Origin of the sequence: Nocardia sp. NPDC006630 (assembly GCF_040611495.1) — a bacterium.
Classification (GTDB): Bacteria; Actinomycetota; Actinomycetes; order Mycobacteriales; family Mycobacteriaceae; genus Nocardia.
On the sequence record NZ_JBEXOK010000006.1, the window covers coordinates 590,177 to 603,071 of the forward strand.

Genomic DNA, 12,895 nt, shown 5'->3' on the forward strand with positions numbered 1-12,895 from the left:
CGCGCTAAGAATTTGCTCGCTTGGACAACCAATACCGAGTTCAGTCCGGTCGGTATCGAACAGGCGCGCGGATTGCATGTGACATACGCCATAGTTTGACGCGCCGAGGTGCGGTAAACGCGAGCCGAGCGGCACTAATCGGACGGACCGGCAGCCACGCAGGCAGCGAATCGTCCGATGTCGGAGGTACTCGGTACCCTCAGAAGCCGTGGCTCTGTACCGGAAGTACCGACCGGCAACGTTCGCTGAAGTGGTGGGGCAGGAGCACGTCACCGAGCCCCTGAGTACCGCGCTCGACACCGGGCGGATCAGTCATGCCTACCTGTTCTCCGGACCGCGCGGATGTGGCAAGACCTCCTCCGCGCGCATCCTGGCGCGCTCGCTCAACTGTGTGGAGGGTCCGACCTCCACGCCGTGCGGGGTCTGCCACTCCTGTGTCGCGCTGGGCCCCGGCGGGTCCGGCAATCTCGATGTCATCGAGCTCGACGCGGCCAGCCACGGTGGTGTCGACGACACCCGGGAACTGCGCGATCGCGCCTTCTACGCCCCGGCCGAATCCCGGTATCGCGTCTTCATCGTCGATGAGGCGCACATGGTGACCACCGCGGGCTTCAACGCACTGCTCAAGATTGTCGAAGAGCCGCCCGCCCACCTGATCTTCGTCTTCGCCACCACCGAGCCGGAGAAGGTCCTCCCGACCATTCGCTCCCGCACGCACCACTACCCGTTCCGGCTGCTGCCGCCCGCCACCATGCGCGGGCTGCTCGGCAAGATCTGCGACCAGGAGAACGTCCAGGTCGAAGAGTCCGTGTACCCCTTGGTGATTCGGGCCGGCGGCGGCTCACCGCGCGACAGTCTCAGCGTCCTCGACCAGCTGCTCGCGGGTGCGGGTCCCGAAGGCGTCACCTACCCCCGGGCCGTCTCGCTGCTCGGCGTCACCGACGTGGCACTGATCGATAACGCGGTCGAGGCTCTCGCGACCTCCGACGGCGCGGCCCTGTTCGGCACCATCGATCACGTCGTCGAGGCCGGCCACGACCCCCGCCGCTTCGCCACCGACCTGCTCGAACGCCTCCGCGACCTCATCCTCATGCGCGCCGTCCCCGATGCCGTCGAACGCAACCTCGTCACCGGCCCCGGCGACGTCCTCGACCGCATGCACGACCAGGCCCAGCGCATCGGCCCCGCCACCCTCACCCGCTACGCCGAACTCCTGCACGAGGGCCTCGGCGATATGCGCGGCGCCACCGCCCCCCGCCTGCTCCTCGAGGTCGTAGCGGCCCGCATGCTCCTCCCCGCCGCCACCGACACCGAGGTAGCGACCCTCCAGCGCCTGGAAACCCTCGAACGCCGCATGGCAGGCGGCGCCCTCCCCGCGGCCGCCCCCACCGGCAACTCGACCCCCGCCGCCCGCCCGGCTGCGGCCCCGGCCTCCCAAGCTCCCTCGCCCGCACCGCCTTCCGGCGAACCCCGCCGCCGAGGCGCCGAAGCCCTCGCCGCCCTCCGCGGCAATCGCGGTGAAACCCCCACTGCCCCAACCCCTCCCCAGCAGTCCGCTATGCCGAGCCAGGCTCCGCGGACGGCCCCACCTGCCGCCGCGCCGCGCCAGGACCCGCAGGCCTCCCAGCCCGCTCCGGCTCGCCCTGCGGTGGACTCGCCCACCGCACAGTCCGTGCAGTCCCCGCAGGCCGTCCGGCCCGCGACGGCTGCGGCACAACCTTCGGCCCAGCCCGTCACGGCTCCGCCGGCGGCTCCGCAAGCGGTCAGGCCCATCGTGCCTGCTCAGGACGAGTCCGCTCAGCCCGCCGCGCCCGCGTCGAAGCCCGAGGTGGGCAGTGGTGCGAGGGTCGCAGCAGACGCTGCTGCGACCCTGTCCCAGGGTGATTCGCCGCAGCCTGCCCAACGGGTCGCGGTTCGTCCGCCCGAAATGAGTGCCGCCCGCGTCCCGGTCGGCGACGCCGCCCCGGCGAGCATCGCCACCCCGTCCGCGGAAACGCTTGCCCAGCAGCCTGTTTCCGCGCCGCCCGCCGAGGTCGTGGTGCAGGCCGCAATGGCCGAGAGTGCCGCACAGGAATCGGTTTCCGCCGCCCCGAGCACACGCACGGCCGATTCCGCCGATGCGACGCAGGCCGCCGATTCCGCTGCGCAGGCCACCAGGCCTCCGGCCGAAATCTCTGCGCAGCAGCCTGTTTCCGCGCCGCCCGCCGAGGCTGTGGCGCCGGTCGCGACGGCCGAGAGCGTCACGCGGAGCGCTCGCACGGCTGATTCCGCCGATTCGGCGCATATCGCCGGTTCCGCCGCACAGGCAGAAGCGCCTGCCCAGCAGCCTGTTTCGGCGCCGCCTGCGACTGTGGTGGCTCAAGCAGCGCTTGCCGATGATGCGTCGGCGCTGTCCGCTCCTGCGCTGGAAGTGAAATCGGCTGCGGGGGAGTCCGATTCGGCCGCCGAGTCGGTGCCGGATGCAGGGCGCGGTGTGGCGATGACAGTTGTCGATGTTTCGGTGGATCCGGTTCAGACAGCGCTGGGGGTGGAGCCCGCCGAGGTGACGCGGGGCTCCGGGGCCGCTGAGGACGACGCTCCGGGGTTTGCGTTCTCGGTTCAGGCTGAGGGCGGTCCCGCGTTCGAAGATGTGCCGTTGTTCGATGCAGCCGATATTGCGCAGGCGCAAGACAGTGCCGCCTCGGCGGCTGTGTCTCCGGTGGAGCAGGCAGTGGGAGCCGAGCCCGTCGCAGTCGTGAATTCCGCTGCGGCCGGTGCTGATTCGGGCGCTGAGATTTTCGATATGGCGCCGGCGCTGGACTCCGAGCCGGTGAGTGCGGCTGACGCCGGTGCTGAGGCGGCGGTTTCCGCGCCGGTGGAAGAGGTTGCGCCGGTTGTGGATGCGCCCGCGGCGGCGGAGGTTGTGCCTGCGGGGCTTGACGGTGATGAGCTGCTGCGGGAGATCGAGGGGGCCTGGGCCGATATTCGGGCCAAGGTGCGGGAGTTCGGGGCCACGGTGCAGGCGATGCTGTCCGGGGCTTCGGTGTCTCGGATCGATGGGCAGCTGATCGTTTTCGCGCATCCCAATGAGATGTTGGCGCAGCGGCTGGCGCAGCCGCAGAACGTGCAGGCGGTGCGGTCGGCGGTACAGGCCGTGCTCGGGCGCGATCATGACGTGAAGTGGGAGGTCGGGGGCGCGGGTGCGCCCGCGGCCGCGAAGAGTGCGGGGAAGGGACCGGCCGCGGGCGGGGATACCGCACCGAAGAAGGCGGCGGCGAAGTTCTCGCGGCCCAGCCAGTCCAAGAGCGCGACGGCGAGTGCCGGTGCGGCGACGGTCGTCACGGATGGGACGGACTGGGGCAACGGCCCGACCGGAGGTGGCGCAGTTGCGACGGCCGCGGTGAGCCCGCCCCCGGTGGTGGAGGTGTCGGCCCCCGCCGAACCGCGGGTCTTCGAGCGTCCCGCCGCGCCCCGGAATACCCCGCCGGAAGACGATATTCCGCTGCCGGACGGCCCGGACCTTCCGGACGACCCGGGGCCCGCGGACTACTCGCCAGTAGGTTATGACAGCGTCCCACCTGCTATTACGCCGGAGGACGAGCGCGAGATGATGGCGGAGGCAGCCGTGCCGGTGCCCCCGGAGGAGCGCCGCGACCCTGATGATGTGGCCTTGGAACTCCTGCGCGCCGAATTGGGGGCTACTCCGCTGGAGGGTTGACAGTTGCCCTGTGAGACGCATTAAGTTAACCGGAGTTCGCATTGGGCGGTACTATGATCGGGTGGCCGTGAGTATCGGTTCGGCGAAGTTCTAAGGTATGCCCAGGCGTACGGGCTATCTGCGAGCGCGTCGGTCGGCTCGTGAGGCTGTTTGTACAGCGTCAGACGGTTGGTCGAGAGGCTGACCGGCGAGGTTATGGCTACGTGCTGACCGCACAACGCGGTGTCGGCGCACCTTAAGGAAGGAAAAACTCCGATATGACCACAGAGGCCTACATTTACGAGGCCATCCGCACCCCGCGCGGCCGCAACAAGAAGGGGTCGCTGCACTCGGTCAAGCCGATCGATCTGACCACCGGTCTGGTCGAAGAGCTGCGGAAGCGCTTCCCGAACCTCGATGAGGATCGGATCTCGGACATCATCCTGGGTGTCGTCTCCCCCGTGGGTGACCAGGGTGCCGATATCGCCCGCACCACGGTGCTCACCGCCAAGCTGCCCGACACCGTCGGCGGCATTCAGATCAACCGCTTCTGCGCCTCCGGCCTCGAGGCCGTGAACCTGGCTGCCCAGAAGGTCCGCTCCGGCTTCGATGACCTGGTCATCGCCGGCGGCGTCGAGTCCATGTCCCGCGTGCCGATGGGCTCCGACGGCGGCGCCATGTTCATGGACCCGGCCACCAGCTTCGACTCCTACATTGTCCCGCAGGGCATTTCGGCCGACCTCATCGCCACCATCGAGGGCTTCACCCGCGATGACGTCGATGCCTACGCCGTCCGCTCGCAGGACCGCGCTGCCGACGCCTGGAAGAACGGTTACTTCAACGGCTCCGTCGTTCCGGTCAAGGACATCAACGGCCTGACCGTGCTGGACAACGACGAGCACATGCGTCCCGGCACCACCGCCGCCGACCTGGGCAAGCTGAACCCGGCCTTCGCCGGCATCGGCGAGATGGGCGGCTTCGACGCCGTCGCCATGCAGCGCTACACCTACGTCGAGGCCATCAACCACGTGCACCACGGTGGCAACTCCTCCGGCATCGTCGACGGCGCCGCGCTGGTGCTCGTCGGCTCCGAAGAGGCCGGCGCCGCTTCGGGTCTGACCCCGCGTGCCCGCGTCGTCGCGACCGCCACCTCGGGTGCGGACGCCACGATCATGCTGACCGGCCCGACCCCGGCCGCCTTCAAGGCGCTCGCCAAGGCCGGCCTGACGGTCGACGACATCGACCTGTTCGAGATCAACGAGGCCTTCGCCTCCGTCGTCCTGAAGTTCCAGAAGGACCTGGCGATCCCGGACGAGAAGCTGAACGTCAACGGTGGCGCGATCGCGATGGGCCACCCGCTGGGTGCCACCGGCGCCATGATCACCGGCACCATGGTCGACGAGCTGCACCGTCGCAACGCCCGTTACGCACTGGTCACCCTGTGCATCGGCGGCGGCATGGGCGTCGCCACCATCATCGAGCGCGTCTAACGCCCACCGACTTTTCTCGAGGAGAACCAAACACAATGACTGAGAACATGATCGGCTGGGAAAAGGACGCCGACGGCATCGTCGTGCTGACCATGGACGACCCCAACCAGGGCGCCAATACGATGAACCAGCTGTACAAGGACTCCATGAAGGCGACCGTCGATCGCCTGGAGGCCGAGAAGGACGACATCACCGGTGTTGTCATCACCTCCGCGAAGAAGACCTTCTTCGCCGGCGGCGACCTCAAGAACATGATGAAGACCACGCCGGAGAACGCGGCGGACATCATGGAGGAGCTCACCAGCATCAAGGGCGACCTGCGTCGTCTCGAGCAGCTGGGCAAGCCGGTCGTCTCCGCGATCAACGGTGCTGCCCTCGGCGGCGGCCTGGAGATCACCCTCGCGACCCACTACCGCATTGCCGCCGACGTCAAGGGCGTGCAGCTGGGCCTGCCCGAGGTTTCCCTCGGCCTGCTCCCGGCCGGTGGCGGCGTCACCCGCATCACCCGCATGCTGGGCATTGCCAACGGCCTCATGGGTGTTCTGTTGCAGGGCAACAAGTTCACCCCGGCCAAGGCCAAGGCCACCGGCATCATCAACGAGGTTGTCGGCTCGATCGAAGAGCTGATCCCGGCCGCCAAGGCATGGATCAAGGCCAACCCGGACAAGGGCGTGCAGCCCTGGGATGTCAAGGGCTACAAGATCCCCGGCGGCACCCCGTCCACCCCGGCGCTCGCCGCCAACCTGCCGGCCTTCCCGGCCAACCTGCGCAAGCAGATCAAGGGCCAGAACATGCCGGCGCCGCGCGCCATCATGTCGGCCGCGGTCGAGGGCGCCCAGGTCGATTTCGACAATGCGTCGCTGATCGAGTCGCGCTACTTCGTCTCGCTGCTGACCGGCCCGGTCGCGAAGAACATGATCCAGGCGTTCTTCTTCGATCTGCAGTCGATCAACAACGGCGGTTCGCGTCCCAAGGACGTGCCGAAGCGTGAGATCAAGAAGATCGGCGTCGTCGGCGCGGGCATGATGGGCGCGGGCATCGCGTACGTCTCCGCCAAGGCCGGTTACACCGTTGTGCTCAAGGACGTCACCATCGAGGCGGCCGAGCGCGGCAAGAACTACTCCGAGAAGATCGAGGCGAAGGCGCTCTCGCGTGGCAAGACCACCGAGGAGAAGTCCAAGGAGCTGCTGGCCCGGATCACCCCGACCGCCGATGCCGCCGATTTCGCCGGCGTCGACTTCGTGATCGAGGCCGTCTTCGAGAAGCCCGAGCTCAAGAACGCGGTCTTCCAGGAGATCGAGGACATCGTCGATCCCGACGCGCTGCTGGGCTCGAACACCTCGACCCTGCCGATCACCCTGCTGGCCAATGGTGTGAAGCGGTCCGAGGACTTCATCGGCATCCACTTCTTCTCCCCCGTGGACAAGATGCCGCTGGTCGAGATCATCCGCGGCGAGAAGACCTCGGACGAGGCGCTGGCCCGGGTGTACGACTACACCCTCGCGATCCGCAAGACCCCGATCGTGGTCAACGACAGCCGCGGCTTCTTCACCTCGCGCGTGATCGGCACCTTCATCAATGAAGCGATCATGATGCTCCAGGAGAACATCGATCCCGCGACCATCGAGCAGGCCGGTCTGCAGGCCGGTTACCCGGCGGCGCCGCTGAAGCTGAGCGATGAGCTCAACTTCGAGACGATGAACAAGATCTTCAAGGAGACCAAGGCCGCCGCCGAGGCCGAGGGCAAGGTCATCTCGGCCGCCTCGCTCGCGTCGGGCAATGTCATCGACACGATGATCGACAAGTTCGATCGCAAGGGCAAGCTCGGCGGCGCCGGCTTCTACAACTATGTCGACGGCAAGACCGCCGGCATCTGGGAGGGCCTGCGCGAGGCCTTCGGTTCCAAGCGTGAACTGCCCGAGGGCGTTTCGCTGCAGGACCTGAAGGACCGCATGCTCTTCATCGAGGCCATCGAGACCCAGAAGTGCTTCGACGAGGGTGTGCTGACCACCACCGCCGACGCCAATATCGGCTCGATCTTCGGTATCGGTTACCCGGCCTGGACCGGTGGCGTGCACCAGTTCGTCGTCGGCTACCCGGGCGGCACCGCCGGCTTCGTGGCTCGCGCCGATGAGCTGGCCGCCAAGTTCGGTGAGCGCTTCGAGGTTCCGGCTTCGCTGCGTAAGTAGTACGAGCGCTGCCACCGCCCCCAGGGGCGGTGACACGCCTTGATTCGAGCAGGGCCCGGGTTGCGGAATCGCGATCCGGGCCCTGTCGTTTGTATAGGTATGGGCGTGAGCAGTCGGGAGCGTGGCGTGCGGGCGATTACCGCACACTTCGGTGCATCTCGCGCTACGTTTGGAATATGCGCGGGTAGAACACCGGAATCGCCCGCGGGTTCGGGGCGCGCTCGTAATGGCGGGAGGTGGGCGAGATGAAACCACAGCCGCATCCGGAAGGCTCTCGGGGCGACTCTACTCGCCCCGAATCTGCCACGCAGGCATACGTTCCCATCAGCATTGTCGATGAACTCGAGGCCATGGGGCTGGTCGCGGCCGAGGAGGTCGGGCGCGGCGGGTTCGGGGTGGTTTTCCGGTGTACACAGGCCGTTCTGGACCGCATTGTCGCGGTGAAGGTGCTCTCGACCGAGATCGACGACGAGAGCCGGGAGCGCTTCCTGCGCGAGGAGCACGCCATGGGGCGGCTCTCCGGGCATCCGAATATCGTCGACATCCTGCAGGTCGACGTGACCGCGAGCGGCCGGCCCTACATTGTGATGCCGTATGCGACGCACGGGTCGCTGGAACAGCTGGTGCGCGACAATGGCCCGCTCACCTGGTCCGATTCCCTGCGGGTCGGGGTGAAGCTGGCGGGGGCCATCGAGACCGCCCACCGCGCCGAGGTCCTGCATCGCGATGTGAAACCCGCCAATGTGCTGTTGAGCCGATACGGCGAACCGCAGCTCACCGACTTCGGAATAGCCCGCATCCCAGGCGGTTTCCGCACTTCCACAAGTTTGATCACCGGATCGCCCGCCTTCACCGCGCCCGAGGTCCTCAAGGGTGACGAGCCGACGGTGCGCTCGGATGTGTACGGTCTCGGCTCCACCCTGTTCGCCCTGCTGACCGGCCATGCCGCCTACGAGAGGCAGGCGGGGGAGAAGGTGATCGCGCAGTTCCTGCGCATTACCAGCCAGCCGGTACCGGATCTGCGGGAGCTGGAGATTCCACCGGCGGTGGCGGCCGCCATCGAGGCGGCCATGTCGCCCGATCCGCGCGACCGGCCCGAGACGGCGGTGGAATTCGGGGAACTGCTGCGTACGGCCCAGGCCGAGAACGGGCAGGTGCCGGACGAAATGGCGCTGCTGGACGGCGCGGTGGAGATCGAATCCAGCGATGGTGCGGAATCCGGTGCCACCCAGCAGTATTCGCGGCAACGCCCGGGACCGGTGGTGAGCTCCCCGCGCAATCGCTCACTGATACTGGGGCGGGGGACGCCGAGCGGCAAGTTCCCGCTCCTGGGCGGAGTGAGTACGCCGACCGGAAATACGCTGCCGCCCACGGCAACTACAAAATTCCGCCCGCCGACACCCGCGCGCGAGCCGGTATCGCGGCCGCGCCTGCTGGAACCGCTGCGGGCCGGGGGACGGCGGCGGCTCGCAATCATTCACGGTCCGGCGGGATTCGGTAAGAGCACCCTGGCGGCACAGTGGTGCGCCGAGCTCACCGATCGCGGAGTCGCGGTGGCCTGGATCGGCATCGATCGCGACGACGACAATGAGGTGTGGCTGCTGGCCCACATCATCGCGGCCATTCGCCGGGTGCGGCCGGAGCTCGGGGCCGGGCTGGAGCAGGTGCTGGAGGAGCGCCCGGCCGAGGCGGTGCCGTATGCGGTGTCCGCGCTCATCGACGAGGTGCATGCCGGGGGCAAATCCATTGTCGTGGTGGTGGACGACTGGCATCGTGTCACCGATACCGGTGCGCATCGCGTGATGGATTCGCTGCTCGACAATGGTTGCCACCATTTGCGTTTTGTCGTCACCAGCCGTGAGCGGGCCGGATTGCCGCTGAGCCGCCTGCAGGTGGCCGACGAGCTCGTCGAGATCGGTTGTGAGCAGCTGAGTCTCACAGAAGAGGAGACCCGGCAGATCCTGGTGGATCGCACCGGCTTGCAGCTCACCGACCGGCAGATCGAACAGATATACAGCGCTACCGACGGCTGGCCCGCCGCCATTCAATTGGCCGGGCTCTCGCTGCGCGCCCGGGAATCGGACGCGGACAAGCTGATCTCCCGAATATCCGGTGACAACAAGGCGATTCGCGAATACCTCGCCGAGAACGTGCTGGACAGCCTGGAACCGCGCATGCTCGACTTCCTCACCGGAATCTCGGTACCGGAGCGGGTGAACGCCTCACTGGCGGAGGCGCTGACCGGAATCGCCGAGGCCGCCGACCTACTCGATCAGGCCGAACAGCGGGAGTTGTTCCTGCACCGGCTCTCCGAGGATTCCGCCTGGTATCGCATGCAGCCCATGGTGGCGGAGCATCTGCGGGCCCGCTTGGAGCGCGCCCACCCCGGTCAGGTGAAAGCGCTGCACCGCAAGGCTTCCCGCTGGTTCGCCGAACATCAGCTGCTGCGGCAGTCGGTCGATCACGCGCTGGCCGCCACCGATTTCAAGTTCGCCCTGGATCTGGTCGAGAACGGCGGCATGGATCTGATCGACCGCTCCCGGCTGGCGACCCTGTTCGGCACGGTGTCGAAACTTCCTGTGCAGCAGGTGACTTCGCGCAGCAAGCTATTGATGGCGCTGGCGCGGGCCAATGTGAATCTGCAGCAGTCCGGCGCCGCGCGCACCGCACTGGGCCGGCTCTCCAGCATGCTGGCGCGCAGCTCGCCCACCGATGCGGACGCGGTGAATCAGCGCTGCCAAGCGGCGGTGCTGGCCGCCGCCGATCAGGTGGCGCGGGACCGCACCGACGGTGTGCTGGACAAGCTCACCGACTGTCTGGAGCTGGCCGACGAGCTCCCGGCCTGGACGGTCTCCACCGCCGCGAATCTGGTGTCGTTCGTGCGGCTCTGCGATTTCGACTTCGACGGTGCGCGCGGTATGCAGGAGTGGGCCGAGCCCTATCACCAGCGTTCCGCCGATCCGCTGGGCGAGGTGTTCGGCCTGTGCAGTCAGGGTGATGCCGCCTATGAGCAGCTCGATATCGCCACCGCCACAGCATGTTTCGAGCAGGCATGGCAGACGGCACGGGATCGCTCCGGCCCGCGCTCGGACTCGGTGCGGGTGGCGGCGGCACTGCTGGGCGAATTGGCTTATCGCCGTGGCGATCTGGAGAGCGCGGAGCGACTGCTGGATCAGAGTCATCAGCTGGTCACCCATGTCGGGCCGGTCGACTTCCTGGTCAGCATCTTCGTGATCGGCGCGCGGGTGAAGGCGGCGCACGGTGATCTCGATACCGCCGCCGCCCGGCTGGACGAGGGTGCGCGGATCGCCGTGGATCGCAAGCTCGTCCGCCTCGCCGCGCACATCCGGGCCGAGCGGCTGCGGCTGGGCCTGCCGTCCGATCAATTGACCGCCGGTCTGATCACCGACCCCATGGTCCGTTCCGTCCGGCATCTCACGGGTGCGTCCGCGCTGGCCTCCGAGGCCGAGGAGATCGCCGTCATCCGCGCTCTGCTGGCCCGCCACTATCGCGGGGACGACCTCGGCGGCACCGATGCGCTCGCACCCCTCGGCACGGACGACACCGCCGTCAAACGGGCTCGTGTGCTGCATGCCCGGATACGCGAGAAGAATCGCCCCCGGGCCGAACTCGACGCGGCGCTGCTGCTCACCGAATGCCTGTCCGCTTCCGGATGGGTCGGTGAGTCCATAGGCGTGCTGACGCCCGTGGTGATCCGCTGTGCCGAACTGGGCTGGACGCGTCCGCTGCTGGACGCCGGGCCGGGCGTACAGGGCATCCTGCGCACCATGCGCAGCCAACTCTCGCTGGTCGATACCGGTGACGCTCCGGAGCTGCCCCGCGCCTTCCTCGACGCCCTACTCTGAGCAAGCCGGGATTCACAGTTACGTGATCGATCCTCCCTCGAAACACCCCTGAATTACGAGTGTTCATGCGGTCGCCAGGTTTCATTGAGGTCGTTCACAGGGTTTCTCGAGGAAAGTCATCGACAATCGCCGACGTGCTATCCACCCGAGTGCTGTCGCAGACCCCACCCCTGGCTCCGCCTCCAGCGCCGCACGCGCCGGTGAATACAGGGCATCAGGGGTTCGAGTTCCATCACGGGCTTTCGCTGCTGAACGGCTGGGTCCCGCAGGTAGCGGCGTTCCTGGCGGTATTCGCTCTGATCGTGGCGCTGGCGCGGTTCAACCGGCGCTGGTGGCTGGTGGGATTGCCGATCTGTCTGGCCGTCGGGGTTGCCGTCGCCTGGGGCTCCTGGATGTACATGAATGACGAAGGGCTGGCATCGGATCCGGCTCCGATGCTGCTGTGGGTCTGCATCGGCATGATCGCGGCGGCACTCGGCGCGATCGTGGTGGGTTTCCGCCGCGGTCCGTGGTGGCAGACGGTCGCCGCGGTGCTGGCGGTGCCGTTCGCACTCGTGAACGCGCTGATCGTGCTGGACCAGTGGGTCGGTTACTACCCGACCGTGCAGTCGGCGTGGGCCGCGGTGACCGCCGAGCCGCTGCCGCATCAGACGAGCCTGGCCTCCCTCGCGAGTCTGCGGAATACGAATGTCGGCACGGGTCGCATTGTCCCGGTGGATATTCCGGAGACCGGCAGCCACTTCAAGCACCGCACCGAGTACGTCTACCTGCCCCCGGCCTGGTTCGCCGGTGACAAGCCGCCCGCACTTCCGGTGATCATGATGATCGGCGGTGAGTTCAACACTCCGAAGGATTGGGTGAACAGCGGCCAGATCATGCCCGCGGTGGACGATTTCGCGGCGAACAACAACGGCCAGGCGCCGGTGCTCGTGTTCGTCGATTCCGGCGGCAGTTTCAACAATGACACCGAATGCGTGAACGGCACCCGCGGCGATACGGCCGATCACCTGACCAAGGATGTGCCCGACTATGTGGAGTCGACCTTCGGCGTCTCCAGCGATCCGGCCAAGTGGGCGGCGGTCGGCTGGTCCATGGGCGGCACCTGCGCGGTGGATCTCGCGGTCATGCACCCGGAGCTGCTGAACACCTTCGTCGATATCGCCGGTGACCTGGGCCCGACCGCGGGCACCAAGGAGCAGACCATTCGGCGGCTGTACGGCGGAAATGCCGATGCCTGGGCACAATTCGATCCGCAGACGGTCATGGCCAAGCACGGGCCGTACTCCGATATGGTCGGCGTCTTCGACGATCTGACCCCGCCGAAGCGGCAGGCGGAGATGTACCAGAAGTACTCCCAGATGCGCGGCCCCGCCAAGGATGACGACAATGCCGGACTGGGCGGGCACGACGGCGTCATGGACACCGGTGAGGTCGGCGCGGCGGACACCCTCTGCGGCGACGGTCGCAAGGTGAATATGACGTGCTGGGTGAACACCGCGGAGGGTGGTCACACCTGGCAGTTCGCATCGTCCGCCTTCACCTCGTCGCTGCCGTGGCTGACGGCTCGCCTCGGACTGCCGGTGCAGAACCAGTCCTGAGCGAAACAGGCTGCGGGCCTGAGCGAAACAAGCGAAATGCCCCGGGCGGATACCCGGGGCATTTCGATTTCAGGTG

General features: G+C 67.4%; 4 protein-coding genes and 1 pseudogene. All 5 read left to right on the forward strand.

From position 1 onward, the window contains the following. Positions 1-208: 208 nt before the first annotated feature. A pseudogene (locus ABZX86_RS20895) lies at positions 209-1,945 on the forward strand (DNA polymerase III subunit gamma and tau); the annotation flags it as partial. Positions 1,946-3,954: 2,009 nt separating this feature from the next. Then, positions 3,955-5,166 carry an acetyl-CoA C-acetyltransferase gene (locus ABZX86_RS20900; RefSeq protein WP_327143203.1) on the forward strand — a complete coding sequence of 404 codons (1,212 nt, stop codon included), beginning with the start codon at positions 3,955-3,957 and terminating at the stop codon, positions 5,164-5,166. Positions 5,167-5,201: 35 nt separating this feature from the next. Then, positions 5,202-7,355: a 3-hydroxyacyl-CoA dehydrogenase NAD-binding domain-containing protein gene (locus tag ABZX86_RS20905; protein ID WP_327143204.1), complete on the forward strand. Its 2,154-nt coding sequence runs from the start codon at positions 5,202-5,204 to the stop codon at positions 7,353-7,355. Between the two features lie 245 nt (positions 7,356-7,600). Then, the gene (locus tag ABZX86_RS20910) at positions 7,601-11,221 is read left to right on the forward strand and encodes a protein kinase (RefSeq protein ID WP_355125704.1); all 3,621 of its coding nucleotides are present in this window, start codon (positions 7,601-7,603) and stop codon (positions 11,219-11,221) included. Between the two features lie 134 nt (positions 11,222-11,355). After that, positions 11,356-12,819, forward strand: a complete 1,464-nt coding sequence (locus ABZX86_RS20915) for an alpha/beta hydrolase-fold protein (RefSeq protein WP_355125706.1) — start codon at positions 11,356-11,358, stop codon at positions 12,817-12,819. Positions 12,820-12,895: the final 76 nt, after the last annotated feature.

Bases quoted from the DNA above. Each gene is read 5' to 3' on its own strand.
- ABZX86_RS20900 (WP_327143203.1), top strand. From the start codon at position 3,955: ATGACCACAGAGGCCTACATTTACGAGGCCATCCGCACCCCGCGCGGC.
- ABZX86_RS20905 (WP_327143204.1), top strand. From the start codon at position 5,202: ATGACTGAGAACATGATCGGCTGGGAAAAGGACGCCGACGGCATCGTC.
- ABZX86_RS20910 (WP_355125704.1), top strand. From the start codon at position 7,601: ATGAAACCACAGCCGCATCCGGAAGGCTCTCGGGGCGACTCTACTCGC.